This window comes from Methylococcales bacterium (genome assembly GCA_030949405.1).
In the GTDB taxonomy this organism is placed as follows: domain Bacteria; phylum Pseudomonadota; class Gammaproteobacteria; order Methylococcales; family Methylomonadaceae; genus WTBX01.
On record JAUZSN010000002.1, the window covers coordinates 885303 to 901800 of the forward strand.

The following is a 16498-nucleotide window of genomic DNA, read 5'->3' on the forward strand; positions in this document are numbered from 1 at the left end:
TATGACGCTTTTAGCTAATGGAATGGTTCGTCCCACTTTTACAACCGCCCTAAAAGGGATGATAATAACCGTTATTCATTTTCAGCACAAGTGTGAGGTCATAGTCATGAGCAAAGTTAATTCAAACAAAAATATCGCCGTCTTAGGGATTGATTTGGCGAAGAATAGTTTTCAGCTACATGGCGTGGATGAAGACGATAACGTGTGTCTGAAAAAGAAACTCACACGCAACAAGCTGAGTGCCTTTATCGCTAATCTGCCGCCGTGTTTAATTGGCATTGAAGCCTGCGGCGGCGCGAATTATTGGAAGCGCATTTTCTCTCAATTTGGGCATACGGTCAAAATTATGGCTCCACAATTTGTGAAGCCGTATGTGAAATCAAACAAAAGCGATGCCTTGGATGCGGAAGGAATTTGCGAAGCTGTGCAACGGAAGTCGATGCGCTTTGTCCCCAGTAAAAGTGTTGAGCAGCAGGATATTCAATGTATGCATCGCATTCGTAGCCAGTTGATTGGGCGACGCACTGCGCAAGCGAATCAAATTCGCGGCTTGCTGATGGAATATGGCATCATCATTGCGCAAGGCATTCACTCGGTCAGTAAGATTATTCCTGAGTTGCTAGAGGATGCAGAAAACCAACTTTCACCGATATTTCGAGAATTATTGCAAGAGCTTTACGATGAAATGAAGCACCTCAATGAGCGGATTGATTCGATCGAAATCAAGTTAAAACAGGTCTGCGCTCAGAATGAAAACTGCCAACGATTACTCACTATTCCTGGTGTCGGACTGTTAACTGCCACGGCTTTAATCGCTGCGATTGGCGACATCAATGTGTTTAAAAATGGACGCGAACTTGCGGCATGGCTAGGGCTGGTGCCGAGGCAACATTCCACAGGCGGCAAGCCGACATTGTTAGGGATTAGCAAACGCGGCGACACTTATCTGCGCACCTTGCTGATTCACGGTGGACGCTCGATGTTACGGGTAGCGCATAAATACGAAGACAAGCGTAATAAATGGATTGTCAGTTTAAAGGAACGGCGCGGCGAAAATATTTTCACAGTTGCCATCGCCAACAAAAACGCGCGTATCGCATGGGCGGTATTGAGCAAGCAAGAAGATTACTGCATCAAGAGTACTTAGGATTTTAGTTAGGAAAAATCGAATCCACTTTTTAAAGACGAGCAACAGAACAAACGATCAGTTTACAACGAATTGCGTAGATAAAGTTGTCAGGAACCGTGTGATTATATACCGACAAGAAGCGGGTCTTTATTCCAAGCAAAAAGCATAATGTCGGAAGTTCTCAACGCTATTAAAAATTAACCAAATCCTATGGCTTATCAACTACATTCTGAAGCACGCACAACACCCAAGATTCGAGCTGAAATTCAGGCCTCAACACTTGGTCTGACAAAGTTAGCTAAAAAATACAATATCACCAAAGCAACCGCTTTAAAATGGCGTGGACGCGATGAGGTTGAAGATCGTTCGCATCGTCCACACAAACTTAATACCACCTTGAACGAGGCTCAGGAAGATATTGTCGTTGAGCTGCGCCGCTTTTTACTGTTACCGATTGATGATTTGTTAGTTGTTACCCGCGAGTTTATTAACCTCGATGTTTCTCGCTCTGGATTAGGACGCTGCTTAACCCGTCATGGCGTAGGTAATATCAGGGCTTTAAGAGCCGAACAGAACCCAAGTGAAGAGAAAACAGTCTCCAAAAAAGCGTTTAAAAATTACGCGCCTGGCTTTATTCATATCGACATCAAATATTTACCCAAAATGCCTGACGAAGCCCATCATCGTTATTTATTTGTCGCCATTGATAGAGCCACACGTTGGGTTTACTTTCGTATTTATGCTGACCAAACCCAAGTCAGTAGCGTTGATTTCCTACGGCGGGTAACTGAAGCTTGCCCCGTTCACATTAATAAAATATTGACGGATAATGGTACTCAATTTACTGATCGCTTTACCAGCAAGGAAAAGCAAGCTACAGGCAATCATGCGTTTGATAAGGCTTGTACCGAACACGCAATTGAACATCGACTCATTCCGCCACGCCACCCACAAACTAACGGTATGGTGGAACGATTTAATGGACGCATCAGCGAACTAAATAAACAAACCCACTTCACCAGTGCGGCTGAACTTGAAGCTACTTTATATGCCTATTTGAAAGTTTACAACCACCAAATTCCGCAACGTGCCTTAAACCATCAAACACCAATACAGGCATTAATGGAATGGCAAAAAACAACCCCCGATATTTTTACTAAAACCGTACATAATCATACGGGTCTTGACAATGCTCTAAGTCCCAATGTACGCCGTCTCGCACCATCGAATTTAGGATAATAATCATCTTTCTTAAGCAAGCAATTATCGCTACTTTTTTGGGTTTTCCCATCGCCACTAATTGCTTGTATTTGGCTTTTTCTCGATTCATCGGTGCAACGCCGACCAATGCCGCCGCTTGTTTATTTCTTGTCCCTCGGTTTGGCTTATCATGAAACGGATCTTAAAAGTAAGCATTACCAAACGGGAATTTGATAATGTAAAATAAAAACAAAATAATTTTTATTCAGTCGGCGTAATCTATGAAATACCTAATCTTACTTTGCTTATTAATCCCTTTGCCCGCAATTTCTGACTCCTCCGTTTGGCGAGTAAGTAAATCAGGCAACGAGTTGTTTATCGGCGGGACTATTCATGTCTTAAGCCCAAAAGACTATCCACTTCCTAACGAATTTGAACAGGCTTACAACCAAGCCGAAATACTGGTTTTAGAAACCGATATGGATGCATTGAGTAATCCAAAGATACAAATGCAATTGGCAAAAAAGATGAGGTATGGTGACAGCGGTAGCTTAAAAAATGAGTTAAAAGCAGAAACCTACCAATTATTAACCGACTACTTAAATAGCCAAAAAATACCAATTGCGGTTTTTAACTCATTTAAACCCTCAATGGTTATCATTACCTTAACGATGCTCGCTTTAGACAATTTAGGCATGGCAGGCACGGGGGTTGATCTGTTTTTTAATCAAAAAGCATCCGCCGAAAATAAAAAACGCGACTATTTAGAAAGTGTCGAAAAACAAATCTCGCTTTTAGAAAATATGGCGAAAGGTCACGAAGATGATTTAATTTTAAGTACCTTAAACGATTTAAATGAATTATCAGAAACGATGACGAAATTAAAAAGTGCGTGGCGTAAAGGTGATTTAGCTCAACTAGAGGAAATGGGCATTAGCTCTATGCGTCATGAATACCCCGCTCTTTATCGGTTCATTTTAGTGGAACGAAATAATAACTGGATACCCAAACTTGAAAAACTATTAGCCACAACAGAAAAAGAACTGGTTTTAGTCGGCTCTTTACATCTTGTGGGGAAAGAGGGCGTGCTGGAACAACTTAAAGCACGGGGTTATCAGGTCACACGTTTTAAGGCTAAGAAAAGGTAATTTGCCATTAGCCTTCCAATGCTCGATATTTTTCTCGCAAATTATTACGCACTCTAATCGCAAACATATTTAAACAAATAATCACCACCACTAATAATAATGAAGTCGCATACACCAAAGGCCGTGCGGCTTCAACATTCGGGCTTTGAAAACCAACATCGTAAATATGAAAACCTAAGTGCATAAATTTACGCTCTAAATGCAAATAAGGAAAATTACCATCTAATGGTAAGGTCGGCGCGAGTTTAACCACCCCAACTAACATTAACGGCGCAACTTCACCCGCGGCTCTGGCAATGGCTAAAATTAAACCCGTCATCATCGCAGGGCTTGCCATCGGTAACACCGTTCGCCATAAGGTTTCGGCTTTAGTCGCCCCTAACGCTAAACTGCCTTCTCGAATAGACTTTGGAATCCGTGATAAACCTTCTTCGGTTGAAACAATCACGACAGGTAAGGTTAATAAGGCCAGTGTTAATGAGGCCCACATTAAACCCGGTGTTCCAAAAACAGGCGAGGGTGCCGATTCAGGGTAAAATAATTCGTCAATATTTCCGCCTAAAATATAAACAAAAAATCCGAGTCCAAAGATTCCATAAACAATGGAAGGAACACCCGCTAAATTATTAACGGCGATCCGAATAAGACGTGTGGTAAATCCTTGCTTGGCATATTCGCGTAAATACACGGCCGCAATCACACCAAAAGGGGTCACAATCACTGCCATTAGCATCACCATCATAACCGTACCAAAAATAGCGGGGAAAATGCCCCCTTCGGTATTCGCTTCACGAGGCTCTTCAATAATAAATTCAATGAATTTTTCCCCATAATGCCCGATTTTAGCCGCAAGACTCATCGCATTAGGTTGATAAATTCGTACACATTTTTCTAAAGGAATCTCAATTTCTTTTCCATTAGCCGATTTGACCACCAAACTATCTACTCTAATTTTTTGGTATAAAACCGCTAAGTCTTGTTGTAGGATTTTATAATCTTCATTGTGGCGATTTTTTTGTTGGGTAATGTCTTGTTCAGCGGCTTTATCCCATTGGTGATCTATTTCTAATCGCCGTTGTTTTAAGCGTAATTTTTCTAAAGCATAATTTATTTTACCGACCGCACCGTTTTGTAATTGCTTTATTTCCTCAAAGGTTTCTAATGCCTTTTCCAAACGCGGTTGCAGTTCATTCCATGCTTGCGTCCCCGTTGCAATAATTTTACCCTCGGATTTAAGGGCGACTAAGTAACCGTAAAAATTCCCCCATTCACGACGTTCAATAACAAGGGCATTTTCAGGAACCTGTTCGGCGTTTATTTTAGGTGCGTCAACCCAACGAAAATCCATTCCTGTTAAATCACGATTACCGACTTTTAATAAATGCTGGACTAAGTGATCCGCTCCCGCTTCAAGTTGATAATTAGACGCGCGGGCTTGTCGTGCTGACATCACCGTGCTATCCACCAGTTCCCCCATAATTTTTGTCGATTGGTTTGAATCCTGATAGGTATATTCAGTCACTTGAGCAGGCCAATAATGACCTAAACCCCGTACCGCGATCAAGAACAATAAACCAATCACTAAAATGAGTGAAATACTAACCGCTGCGGCATTCATCCAAATCCACGGAGAACCACTTTTAAACCACTGTTTTATTATCATAAGGAGCTGTATTTTTCGCGTAATCGTTGACGAATGATTTCGGCGAGGGTATTAAAGACAAAGGTAAATAAAAATAACACTAAGGCCGCTAAAAATAAGACGCGATAATGGGTGCTATCGACTTCGGATTCGGGCATTTCCACCGCGATATTAGCGGATAAGGTTCTCATGCCTTCAAAGACACTGAAATCCATCACGGGTGTATTGCCTGTTGCCATCAGTACAATCATTGTTTCGCCAACAGCTCGTCCAAAACCAATCATAATGGCTGAAAATATCCCAGGGCTGGCTGTTAATAACACTACTTTAGTCATCGTTTGCCAAGGCGTTGCGCCTAACGCAAGGGAACCGATGGTTAAATGTTTAGGGACGCTGAAAATGGCATCTTCGGTAATCGAGAAAATAGTTGGAATGACTGCAATTCCCATTGCAATCCCAACCACTAAGGAGTTCCGTTGATCGTAACTAATCCCAAATTCTTTATTTAACCATGTTTGTAAGTCGCCATTAAAAAATAAATCCTCAAAAGGGGTGTTTAATGAAAAGGCTAACCACGAGGCCAGTAAAATCACAGGAATTAAAATAATAGCATCCCAGCCTTCGGGAATTTTTTGGCGAAATTTTTTGGGTAAATATTGCCAACTATAAGCAAATAACACCACCGCTATCGGAATAATAAGCAGTAAATTTAAAATTCCAACTAAATAGTTTTCAATAATCGGGGCTAACCATAATCCTGCTAAGAAACCTAAAATGACTGTGGGTAACGCGCCCATCATTTCAATACTGGGTTTCACATAACCGCGTAATGATGACGACATGAAATAAGCGGTATAAATCGCACCCATTAATGACAGCGGAATCGCCACCAACATTGTATAAAAGGATGCTTTTAAGGTGCCAAAAACCAACGGCGTTAAACTCATTTTAGGTTCAAAATCATTACTCGCCGAAGAGGATTGCCAAATATAATCGGCTTTAGAATAACTTTCGTACCAGACTTCTTGCCAAAGTGATTGTAAGGAAACTTCAGGGTGTTCATTTTCAAGGGCCCAAATATGCAGTTGATTATCAGCCGTTTCCAACATGAAATTATTAGCACGAGGGGATAAACTTAAGGCAATAGGGGTTTGATTAGCGACTTGTTTTTTAATTAATTCGCGTTCAGCGGTTGAATGATAAACTCCGACTTCACCGGTATTATCCACGGTAATAAAGCCTTTACGCCGTTGTTCCGCTTTAATTTCGGTAATGGGGTTATCCGATACCTTAAAGTGACGAAGGTTTTTTAACGCAGGACGACCTTGTTCATCGCGTACCATGCTCCATTGGGAAACCGTACCGCCTGAATCGCCTATTAATAAGGATAAGTCCCCATTTAAAAATACGATACGCGTTAATTTTAGTCCCGCTTCAATCACATTAAGATGCTGACGAATAATCGGTTTATTTTTTTTGCTAATATCAAAAAAACTTAAACGACCGCTGGAGGTGGCTAAATATAAATTACGGTGTTCTTTATCTAATAAAATATCACTTACGTCAGTGCCTGCAATATCGAGTAGCGTTGAGGTTTGTTCTAAGCGAGCATTGTCATCAAACAGAGAGTCTTGTTTTTTAAAGTTCGTTAAAATTATATGATTATCCGCCGTTTTAACCACCAGCGTGGTTTGTTCTTCATCGACTTTGATGGCTAATTTAGTAATCGCTTGGGTGGTTTCTTTTAGGGTTAATGGTTCTTTTCCGAGCGGATAACTAATAGAGGGGGTAATTAAACGAACATCATTGGGGTAGGTAATTTTATATTCATGTTTGGCAACAATAATCTGTCCATTATTTAAACCATAGGCCACAACACCTGAAGCAGGATTCCCTTGGGCAAAACTGGTGAATGTCTGAGCGTCTGGAATGGCGATTTTTTCAATGCGTAAGGTTTTGCCCGTCGCCATTGAAAAGAAAACAGCAAGTCCTTGGTCGGTAAAACGGACACCGACTTCATTTTGTTCTTCATTCGCCAGTAATAAGGTTTTTCCTGATTGCGGCGCAGGGACCTGATAACGCGTAAGAGAATGCGACTCAGCGGTTAAAAATAATGGGAAAACCACATAGAGTAAATAAAAGAAAATAAGGACAATCGCTCCAATAACCCCTAAGCCGCCCGCAACGACACTGTATTGTGCGAGCTTGTCTTTTATTCGTCGCCACTGTTGATAATACGCAGAGGTTGGAAGTTGTGAGTTGGTTTCGGGCATAAGAAGATGAATGGAGACAAATAGGGTGACTATTTTTTATTAACGAATGCAATCTTGATAGCGATTGCATTCTAAATATTAGGCAAACGTTATTGAATGTTTGCTAATGCTTTTTTCACGACAGAGGCGGGTAATGGGATGTAACCATCTTTAATAACCACTTGCTGACCTGATTGCGATAAGACTAATTTAATAAACTCTTGTTCTAAAGGTGCAAGGGCTTTATTCGGAGCTTTATTCACATAGACATACAGAAAGCGGGCTAAGGGGTATTTTCCAGTCACTGCATTTTCAGGGGTTGCGGCAATAAAGTCTTGACCCGCTTCTTTTGCTAAAGGGACGGCTTTAACGCTTGATGTTTTATAGCCAATGCCTGAATAACCAATCCCATTTAAAGAAGAGGTAATGGATTGAACCACAGACGCTGACCCCGGTTGCTCATTGACATTATTTTTATAATCGCCTTTGCACAAAGCTTTTTTCTTAAAATAACCATAAGTACCTGACACTGAATTACGACCATATAATTGAATCGGTTTTGCCGTCCAATCACCTGTTAAACCTGCTGCGCCCCATGTTGAAATATCCGTAGCATAACCGCACTTGCGCGTTGAGGACATAATGGCATCGACTTGAGGAACGGTTAACCCTGTAATAGGGTTGTCTTTATGAACAAAAACAGCTAACGCATCAATAGCGACAGGAATCGCGACGGGTTTATACCCATATTTCTTTTCAAAAGCATCGAGTTCTTTGTCCTTCATCTTCCGACTCATCGGGCCTAAATTAGAGGTTGCTTCGGTTAATGCAGGGGGCGCGGTTGATGAACCTGCGGCTTGAATTTGAATATTAACGTTAGGATAAACACGCTTAAACTCTTCGGCCCAAAGGGTCATTAGATTCGCAAGAGTATCCGAACCGACACTGGATAAATTTCCTGAAATGCCACTGGATTTTATATAGGTTGGAATTTTAGCATCAACGGTTTGAATGGCGGCGGCAGTACCACTTAACAAAGATGTTGAAACAAACCCCAGTGCCAGCACTAATGATTTTATTTTAAACGTTTTCATACGAACCTCTTTTAAGATAATGTGGGAGATATTGTCTTAATTTAGAGTGACAATAGTATGACGTTAATGTGACAATTTTATGACAAAGGCGAATGTTTCCAGTGAAACCTATTTATTATTGCTGTCTTGTTGAAAAGTAGGAAGGACTAACAAGGCCGTTTATTTAGGTTAATGCTAAACGTTAACTTAAATTAAGAAATTAAAAAATATGAGGGGAGTCGTATGGATTTTCAACTTGTAGAGCATGAGGCGTTAAATTTATCCTATGAATTTCGTGCTGAATTAACCCAAAAATTGCTATTAAGTTTAAATGAGGTAACAGTTACTGAAAATAAACCGCTTTGGCTTGATGAGGCTTTGCATCGAAGTGGCGCATTAGATCAGGATGATTCGCAAGTCCGTTCTACGGAGGCGATTTTTTCGTTTATAAAAAAAATTATTCATCAATGAAAGGCGTTTTATTTCATTATCTTGCTGAAAAATAATTGCTAGATGCCGCTTTTTTTTATGAAAAACAAACCCAAAATTTGGGCGATAGTTTTCTTAATGACGTTTATCGAAATGTTGATCAAATCGTAGATTATCCTGAAATATCGGCTATTGTTGTTAAAGAAATCTGTAAAAAACAATTCAACGCTTTCCTTATTATATCCTTTATGAATTAAGGAATACATCCGTTTATATTATTGCCATTATGCACCCGCGTAGGCAACCTTCATACTGGCAACGTAAAATTTAAATGAATAAAATAGTTACCTCGTATTTTTTCGTTAATTTTTGACTGTGTGTTAAAAAGAGTTGAGCCATTTTTTACCTATTTTATTATGGTAAAATACCCCCTGATTCGCATAATGCAATGGTAATGTTTCACATGAAGCATTCATAACGGAATAACTGGAAACAGCATGGTAGAAAACAATAACGAATACGATAGTTCTAATATCACCGTTCTCAAAGGCTTGGATGCAGTAAGAAAACGCCCTGGGATGTATATTGGGGATACCGATGATGGCACAGGTTTGCATCACATGGTCTTTGAGGTTGTTGATAATTCGATTGATGAAGCCTTAGCAGGATTTTGTAAAGGCGTTGATGTCATTATTCATAGCAATGGCTCCGTCAGTGTGGCTGATGATGGTCGCGGAATTCCTGTTGATATTCACGCTGAAGAAGGTCGTTCGGCGGCTGAAGTGATTATGACCGTCCTTCATGCGGGGGGGAAATTTGATGACAATGCTTATAAAATTTCAGGGGGACTTCACGGCGTTGGAATTTCAGTGGTTAATGCCTTATCAGAAATAATGACCTTAGAAATTCGTAAAAACGGTCAACTGTATCATCAGGTTTATAAAATGGGTGAACCGCAAGCCCCTTTAAAATTAATGGGTGATACGACGGGTTCGGGGACTAAAATTAATTTTAAACCCAGTACTGAAACCTTTTCTGGCGTTGAATTTCATTATGATATTTTAGCCAAACGTTTGCGGGAATTATCGTTTTTAAATTCGGGCGTACGGATTTCTTTAAAAGATGAACGCACCGAAAAAGAAGATGTGTTTGAATTTGAAGGCGGGATTAGTGCATTTGTTCAGCATTTAAATAAAAATAAAACCCCGTTATTTCCTGATGTGTTTCATTTTACGGCGGATAAAGAAGATGTGACTGTTGAAGTAGCGATGCAATGGAATGATTCCTATCAAGAAAATATTTTTTGCTATACCAATAACATTCCTCAACGCGATGGCGGCTCGCATTTAGCGGGGTTTCGTGGAGCATTAACTCGAACCATTAATCAATACATTGAAAGCAGTGGTTTGGCTAAAAAAGAAAAAGTTTCCACCACAGGCGATGATGCGCGGGAAGGACTTACCGCCGTGTTATCGGTTAAAGTGCCTGATCCTAAATTTTCTTCACAAACTAAAGATAAATTAGTTTCATCGGAAGTTAGACCGCTGGTCGAATCCACGATGAACGAGAAGCTTCAAGAGTTTTTATTAGAGCAACCGCAAATTGCTAAAACGATTGTTAATAAAATCATTGATGCCGCACGAGCAAGAGATGCAGCGCGAAAAGCACGAGAAATGACTCGCCGCAAAACAACTTTAGATATTGCAGGATTACCAGGAAAATTAGCCGATTGCCAAGAAAAAGACCCTGCATTATCTGAAATATTTATTGTGGAAGGGGATTCTGCGGGGGGGTCGGCGAAACAAGGACGTGATCGACGTACACAAGCTATTTTACCCTTGAAAGGAAAAATTTTAAATGTAGAGCGCGCGCGTTTTGATCGAATGATTTCCTCTGAAGAAGTCGGCACATTAATTACCGCGTTAGGCTGTGGAATTGGTAAAGAAGAATACAATCCCGATAAATTACGCTATCACCGCATCATTATTATGACCGATGCGGATGTCGATGGCTCGCATATTCGTACCTTATTACTGACCTTTTTCTATCGACAAATGCGTGAACTCATTGAGCGCGGTTATATTTATATTGCACAACCGCCGTTATATAAAGTTAAAAAAGGGAAACAAGAGCATTATGTTAAAGATGATAATGAGTTAAATCAGTATCTGCTGCAAATGGCCTTAGATAAAGCGCAGTTACAAACCGATGTCGATATTCCTGTTATTCAAGGCACGGGCTTAGAAAAATTAGCTCAAGAATTTGCGCGGGTTAGTACGATTATTAAACATTTAACCCCGCGTTATGATGGCTTGTTTTTAGACTATTTAACCTATATGACCGTTGTTGATGAAGCGTTATTAAACAATGAGGCTGAATTTTCAAAATGGACTGCGCTATTAGAAGAAAAATTAAATAATGATGGCGATATGCCCGCTGTCTTTAAGATTCAGTTAACGTATCAAGCCGCTGATGATTACGAATTAGTCGTCAATAAACGTTTACATGGTATTGATAAAACCTTGGTGATTAAGCCGAGTTTCTTTAATAGTCATGATTACAAAAAAATTGCTCAGTATGCTCATGATACCGCAGGTTTATTTACTGAAAAATCACTGATGCGAATGGGTGAGCGTGACTATCCCGTGCGTAATTTTAAGCAGGCTTACGAATGGATGATGAAAGAAGTTAAAAAAGGACAGCATATCCAACGTTATAAAGGTTTAGGTGAAATGAACCCTGACCAATTATGGGAAACCACGTTAGATGTTGATAATCGGCGATTATTACAAGTTACCATTGAAGATGGGGTTGCTGCCGATGAAATTTTCACCACCTTAATGGGCGATGAAGTTGAACCTCGTCGTGATTTTATTGTTAAAAACGCCTTAGACGTGAGTAACTTGGACGTATAATTATGTTGACTTATCCTAATATTGATCCCGTTGCCTTAGATTTAGGCATTATTAAAGTTCACTGGTATGGCTTAATGTACCTCTTAGGTTTTGCGGGGGTTTATTTTTTAGGGCAGTATCGCGCTAAACAATCCTATTCCGTGATTAAGCCTGAAGCCATTGAGGACCTTGTTTATTTTGGGGCATTAGGGGTAATTATTGGGGGGCGGTTTGGCTATATTTTATTCTATAATTTTGGTTTATTTTTAGACGATCCTTTAATTTTATTCAAAATTTGGCAAGGCGGAATGTCTTTTCATGGGGGGATGTTGGGGGTTTTTGTCGCAATGTGGTTTTTTGCTAAAAAGCAGAACTGCACCATGCTGCAATTAACCGACTTATTATCTCCGTTAGTCCCAATAGGATTAGGGTTAGGACGAATAGGTAATTTTATTAATGCTGAATTATGGGGACGGGTTACGGATGTCTCATGGGGAATGGTTTTCCCGAATGGCGGGGATTTGCCACGACATCCTTCACAACTTTATGAGGCATTTTTAGAAGGGCTGGTGTTGTTTGTGATTCTTTGGATTTACACAAATAAGCAACGTCCAACGATGGCCGCTACGGGATTGGTTTTATTTCTCTACGGGGATTTTCGATTTTTTGTTGAATTTTTTCGCTTACCTGATGCTCATTTGGGTTATTTGGCCTTAGATTGGGTTACGATGGGGCAACTATTATCAGTCCCGATGATTGTGATTGGGGCGGGTTTGTTTTATTGGGCGCATAAAAAAAGAGTTTAAACGTATTTCATCTGAAACCGTTTATAAAAGTGAACGGTTTTTTTTGCTTGAAATAAAGTTAAATTGAGTCATTACTCGATTACCTGAAAAAATGGGGTGTTAGATTATTTTTATCATAGGAAGGGTTACTTATGCTGAGGCTATTCAACACCCTGTTAATGAGAGTATCGAGGATTTAGATATTTTGTTTCCATGCTGAAGATAACGTATTGGGCGGCGTTTTAATACGCTTGCCCACCCTACTTGGCTGTTACACGTCATTTATGGCATGTTGAGAGCTAAAACAGAATGTGATGGGACACGTTTTTATACGCTACCTATTGAAATAAATTCATAAAATTTTTATGATTTTTTACAAAATTAGACTTACTTTTTAAAAAAGTATCTACCTGCTTCTTTTATTTATCAAGTTTATCTTGTATTTATGAATCTCTTATAGTTGTAAAAATGAAAACAGATCAATTGATGAAAATTGCGTTTCCTTTGGGAGATTTGGATATTTTTCATAAATCACAATGGGGAAACTTAACTCAGCTATTTTCAATAGGCAACAAGCAACGAATAATGGAGGATCGGCCTCCAATTAACATAACACACTTTTTATCATCAAAGAAAACCAGAGAATTTATCAAGGTTGTCAACACGATAGGAGGCGCATCATTCGTGTTATTTTACTCGAAAAAAGTTGTTTTTCAAGAAATGACAAGCTTAACTTGTCGCCCTCTTTTGTTCCTTTTTAATTACCCTTGATACAAGTACGCAAACATAGTTTATAACCCTTAATTATTGAGTATTAGTTATTACCACAATAATAAAGTGTAATAATATTCATTTACTCACTCCATTTAAGTATAATAATCATGGTATACCCTAATATTGAGGAGTGATAAGATGAAGACAGATCAATGCGCTTCGTGCCTCAGTACATCCTGTTTTCAAGGGGTCGGAGTTATTGAAAAAAATCTGGCTGACCCCTTGTTTGCAAGACAAAGGGGTGAAACCAACAACTCCGACCCCTTGATTGCTTGATTGCAATTTGACAAGCAACAGGATGATAATTTATGAAAACAGCGACTTTTAAAGAATGGGATTTAGATGATTTAGATGCGGCATTTAAGTTAAAACAAGTCTGGAGCAATACGACGTTAGACGAATGGGAAAATAACACGCAAGAAATAGATGATTTTGAAAAACGCAATGTGATACAACTTCAAAAAACGCTTGTTCGCGGTGGTAGAGCTTGGAATGAAACGGAATTGGAAAATAAATTTATCAGTCCTTTAATTATGGTGGCAGATATTGATGATGAGCAAATTGGTTATTTTTTGGAGAGGTCATTTGTCGGTATAGTGGGTGATTACCAATTATCAGGCATTGTTGATGGCGTAATTGCGACGGGTGTCCGTAATCCGCACACGCCCTATTTTTGTTTTCATGAATATAAACGCAGTGTGGAAAATCAAGGGACACCAGACGCGCAAGTGTTAGCAGCGATGTTGGTTGCCAGAGAAATAAATCAGAATAGCAAACCCATTTATGGTTTGTTTATCGTTGGGTTAATCTGGAATTTTGTGATATTAGACGGACATGAATATTGCATTAGTAAAAATTACAGCGCGGATAATAAACAGGTATTTGCAATTTTCAAAATGCTTAAAGCCTTAAAACAAATTATTAAAACACGCTTGATGGTTTCGGCTAAATAATAGGGTTTCAAAATGAATGAACAACAACACTATCATGATTATTTAGGTAGTTTGAAAAATGCGGCCAACCCTTTGATTCAGTGATTCAGGGTTAGTTGAGTGATGTGAAATATTTTTTAAGTTTTATCAAAAATAACCTGTTCGGGTGATTTTTTTTGAGTGTTTTTGTGTAAGTTGTAACTAAACCTTTTGGTATTTACATTATTCCTTAACCTCAGCTTGAGAATAAAATATTTCAAGGTAATTTAACCTAATACAATCAATTGGTTGTAATTAACTTACTGGTATTTTCTCTGAACCCTTGATTTTTAACTCCTTGTATTTATGAATCTCTTATAGTTGCAAAAATGAATTTAAAATGTTAAATTCATTTTTTAAATGAAAACTAGTTAAAAAATGAAAACAGAGCAATTGATGAAAATTGCGTTTCCTTTGAGAGATTTGGATATTTTTCATAAATCACAATGGGGAAACTCAACTCAATATATTTCCATTGGAGGGCGTTGTCGTCCTCCCTTTCCCTTTCCCTCTTTCCATTTCCTTTGCCGCCATGACCATAATGCCGCCCAGAAATATTAATATCTCTTACAGTAGTAGTACGTTTACAGAAGCTGCGGCTAATGATGGCTCTATTACGACTACCAGTAACCATTACTTTAGTTAATGAAACCTTCACAAGTGTTAATGGTTCCGCATTAGGCGCAGTAACCAATGTCCCATCAGGATTAACCGCCGTTTTAGTCCGTGCCAGCAATACCACGGCAACCTTGAGTTTCACAGGCACAGCCGACGCTCACGCCAATGCAGATGATATATCCAATCTAACCGTAACATTTTCAGATAGTGATTTTACATATAGCACTGCATCCGAAGTGACGAATGCCACTAAAACTGATTTAAGCATTGATTTTGCTGACCCAGATGATGTTATTGCACCAACGCTAACCAGCAGTACGCCCTCTGATAACTCAACGTCTGTTCCAGTTGATGGTTCTGGAGTCTTAACCTTTAGCGAAAATGTAGTTGCTGGCACAGGCAATATTGTAATTACCAATGAAAATGATAGTAGTGATACACGAACGATTGCTATTGACGATTCAACTCAAATCACTATTAGCGGTAAAACGGTGACCATTAATCCAACGGCTGATCTTAATGCGAATACCAGTTATAACGTTCAATTAGCCAGTGGGGTGATTAATGATAGTGCGGGCAATGCTTATGCTGGAATTAGTAATGCCACAACACTAAATTTTTCTACTTCTGATACAATATCACCCACGGTTTCTATTAGCTCGGATGCGGATGACGCGGCATTAAAAACGGGTGATGTGGCAGGATTAACTATTACATTAAGCGAGTCGGCAACTGATTTTACCGTGGATGACATTAATGTTAGTGGAGGCACTTTAAGTAACTTCTCTGGCACTGGCAAAAGCTATACCGTTGATTTCACCCCAACCGCAAATAGCACTACGGCAGCGACTGTTGATATTACCGCCAATAAATTTACCGATGCCGCAGGCAATAATAATACCGCTGCCACGCAATTAACCATGACTGTTGATACTGTTGTCCCACCACCACCACCACCAGCAGCTCCTGATACTACTGCCCCAACAGTTTCTATTAGCTCGGATGCGGATGACGCGGCATTAAAAACGGGTGATGTGGCAGGATTAACTATTACATTAAGCGAGTCGGCAACTGATTTTACCGTGGATGACATTAATGTTAGTGGAGGCACTTTAAGTAACTTCTCTGGCACTGGCAAAAGCTATACCGTTGATTTCACCCCAACCGCAAATAGCACTACGGCAGCGACTGTTGATATTACCGCCAATAAATTTACCGATGCCGCAGGCAATAATAATACCGCTGCCACGCAATTAACCATGACTGTTGATACCGTTGTCCCATCACCACCAGTTTCTATCGTAACTGAAAAAACTATTGATGGGTCGGGGGTTAATATAAGCCTACCTGCTAATATAGAGTTTATCGCTAAGGGAATTACAGAGTTTCAACCACTTTCTGAAATTAAAAATAATTTAATTACAGATATTAGACTTGTTCTTTAAGAAGAAGTTAATATATCATGTTAAAATTCCATAGGATAGCCGCTAAAAAAGAAAATAAATATAGGCTACCAACTTAAGACGGGACATCCAGTAAAATCAACTACTGCACGATTGTTGATTTTCCTCACTTTGTAAATA

The 16498-nt window shown here is 39.5% G+C and carries 11 protein-coding genes and 1 pseudogene; 8 read left to right on the forward strand and 4 right to left on the reverse strand.

What is annotated here, in order from left to right; all coding sequences use genetic code 11:
- The first annotated feature begins 106 nt into the window (after positions 1-106).
- Both Q9M50_04705 and Q9M50_04710 read left to right on the forward strand, forming a co-directional pair.
- A complete protein-coding gene (locus tag Q9M50_04705; GenBank protein ID MDQ7089929.1) occupies positions 107-1147 on the forward strand; it encodes an IS110 family transposase in 1041 nt (346 codons plus the stop codon).
- Positions 1148-1339: 192 nt separating this feature from the next.
- Positions 1340-2368, forward strand: coding sequence for an IS481 family transposase (locus Q9M50_04710; GenBank protein MDQ7089930.1), 1029 nt, complete (start codon positions 1340-1342; stop codon positions 2366-2368).
- Here the strand turns inward: Q9M50_04710 and Q9M50_04715 are convergent.
- A pseudogene (locus tag Q9M50_04715) lies at positions 2286-2495 on the reverse strand (hypothetical protein). The gene Q9M50_04710 and the pseudogene Q9M50_04715 sit on opposite strands and share 83 nt — an antisense overlap.
- A 115-nt stretch (positions 2496-2610) precedes the next feature.
- Here Q9M50_04715 and Q9M50_04720 point away from each other — a divergent pair.
- Entirely contained in the window at positions 2611-3477 is an 867-nt protein-coding gene (locus Q9M50_04720) for a TraB/GumN family protein (GenBank protein MDQ7089931.1), read from the forward strand.
- Between the two features lie 7 nt (positions 3478-3484).
- Here Q9M50_04720 and pstA read toward each other — a convergent pair whose 3' ends face one another.
- The 3 genes from pstA to Q9M50_04735 all read right to left on the reverse strand — a co-directional run bounded on the left by pstA (position 3485) and on the right by Q9M50_04735 (position 8465).
- Positions 3485-5137 (reverse strand): phosphate ABC transporter permease PstA, encoded by a 1653-nt coding sequence (gene pstA / locus Q9M50_04725; protein MDQ7089932.1) that lies wholly within the window; start codon positions 5135-5137, stop codon positions 3485-3487.
- Positions 5137-7392 (reverse strand): ABC transporter permease subunit, encoded by a 2256-nt coding sequence (locus Q9M50_04730; GenBank protein ID MDQ7089933.1) that lies wholly within the window; start codon positions 7390-7392, stop codon positions 5137-5139. Before Q9M50_04730 ends, pstA begins: the two co-directional genes overlap by 1 nt.
- Before the next feature lie 89 nt (positions 7393-7481).
- Positions 7482-8465, reverse strand: coding sequence for a phosphate ABC transporter substrate-binding protein PstS family protein (locus Q9M50_04735; protein MDQ7089934.1), 984 nt, complete (start codon positions 8463-8465; stop codon positions 7482-7484).
- Between the two features lie 222 nt (positions 8466-8687).
- Between Q9M50_04735 and Q9M50_04740 the strand changes: the two genes are divergently transcribed.
- The 5 genes from Q9M50_04740 to Q9M50_04760 all read left to right on the forward strand — a co-directional run bounded on the left by Q9M50_04740 (position 8688) and on the right by Q9M50_04760 (position 16360).
- Positions 8688-8915: an addiction module antitoxin RelB gene (locus Q9M50_04740; protein ID MDQ7089935.1), complete on the forward strand. Its 228-nt coding sequence runs from the start codon at positions 8688-8690 to the stop codon at positions 8913-8915.
- Positions 8916-9370: 455 nt separating this feature from the next.
- Entirely contained in the window at positions 9371-11788 is a 2418-nt protein-coding gene (gene gyrB, locus Q9M50_04745; protein ID MDQ7089936.1) for a DNA topoisomerase (ATP-hydrolyzing) subunit B, read from the forward strand.
- 2 nt (positions 11789-11790) lie between these two features.
- Positions 11791-12573 (forward strand): prolipoprotein diacylglyceryl transferase, encoded by a 783-nt coding sequence (lgt, locus tag Q9M50_04750; GenBank protein ID MDQ7089937.1) that lies wholly within the window; start codon positions 11791-11793, stop codon positions 12571-12573.
- Positions 12574-13634: 1061 nt separating this feature from the next.
- Positions 13635-14279 (forward strand): hypothetical protein, encoded by a 645-nt coding sequence (locus Q9M50_04755; GenBank protein MDQ7089938.1) that lies wholly within the window; start codon positions 13635-13637, stop codon positions 14277-14279.
- 620 nt (positions 14280-14899) lie between these two features.
- The gene (locus Q9M50_04760) at positions 14900-16360 is read left to right on the forward strand and encodes an Ig-like domain-containing protein (GenBank protein ID MDQ7089939.1); all 1461 of its coding nucleotides are present in this window, start codon (positions 14900-14902) and stop codon (positions 16358-16360) included.
- Positions 16361-16498 lie beyond the last annotated feature (138 nt).

Coding starts and splice junctions, on each gene's coding strand:
- Q9M50_04705 (MDQ7089929.1), top strand. CDS start 107: ATGAGCAAAGTTAATTCAAACAAAAATATCGCCGTCTTAGGGATTGAT.
- Q9M50_04710 (MDQ7089930.1), top strand. CDS start 1,340: ATGGCTTATCAACTACATTCTGAAGCACGCACAACACCCAAGATTCGA.
- Q9M50_04720 (MDQ7089931.1), top strand. CDS start 2,611: ATGAAATACCTAATCTTACTTTGCTTATTAATCCCTTTGCCCGCAATT.
- Q9M50_04730 (MDQ7089933.1), bottom strand. CDS start 7,392: ATGCCCGAAACCAACTCACAACTTCCAACCTCTGCGTATTATCAACAG.
- Q9M50_04735 (MDQ7089934.1), bottom strand. CDS start 8,465: ATGAAAACGTTTAAAATAAAATCATTAGTGCTGGCACTGGGGTTTGTT.
- Q9M50_04740 (MDQ7089935.1), top strand. CDS start 8,688: ATGGATTTTCAACTTGTAGAGCATGAGGCGTTAAATTTATCCTATGAA.
- gyrB (MDQ7089936.1), top strand. CDS start 9,371: ATGGTAGAAAACAATAACGAATACGATAGTTCTAATATCACCGTTCTC.
- lgt (MDQ7089937.1), top strand. CDS start 11,791: ATGTTGACTTATCCTAATATTGATCCCGTTGCCTTAGATTTAGGCATT.
- Q9M50_04755 (MDQ7089938.1), top strand. CDS start 13,635: ATGAAAACAGCGACTTTTAAAGAATGGGATTTAGATGATTTAGATGCG.
- Q9M50_04760 (MDQ7089939.1), top strand. CDS start 14,900: ATGATGGCTCTATTACGACTACCAGTAACCATTACTTTAGTTAATGAA.